This is a genomic window from Shewanella sp. T24-MNA-CIBAN-0130 (genome assembly GCF_040310185.1).
Lineage (GTDB): Bacteria > Pseudomonadota > Gammaproteobacteria > Enterobacterales > Shewanellaceae > Shewanella > Shewanella psychromarinicola.
Genome location: NZ_JBEOPP010000193.1, coordinates 1 through 332, shown reverse-complemented (window position 1 = coordinate 332; position 332 = coordinate 1). Strand labels below are relative to the sequence as shown.

Genomic DNA, 332 nt, shown 5'->3' with positions numbered 1-332 from the left:
GTCTTGAGTCACTTGATTTATTTGCGCCACAAACAGGACAACCTTTCCCACTTTTATGAGATGCAGGTGTTTGCAGAAAGTCACCGTGAATATCACAATTTATTATTACTTTTTCATGATTTCGAACATACTCTGTTTTATCATAATTCCATTTATAATCATGAACCTGTTGAGAAACCTTAATAAACTTAAGCGTATTATGTACCAATTTTTTTGCACGCTTCTCATGACTGCAACTACGGCATCCATTCCCCAACAAATGAAGAGTAGGAGTTTGTAAAAAAAAACCATGAATAGAGCACTTTATTTTTACTTTATGTTCAACTGATATA

1 protein-coding gene is annotated in these 332 nt (G+C 33.4%); it reads right to left on the bottom strand.

Features of this window, described 5'->3' with window-relative positions; translation table 11 throughout:
• On the bottom strand, nucleotides 1–332 hold a 332-nt coding region (locus AAEZ02_RS22040; protein ID WP_502959606.1), incomplete at both ends, for a DUF723 domain-containing protein.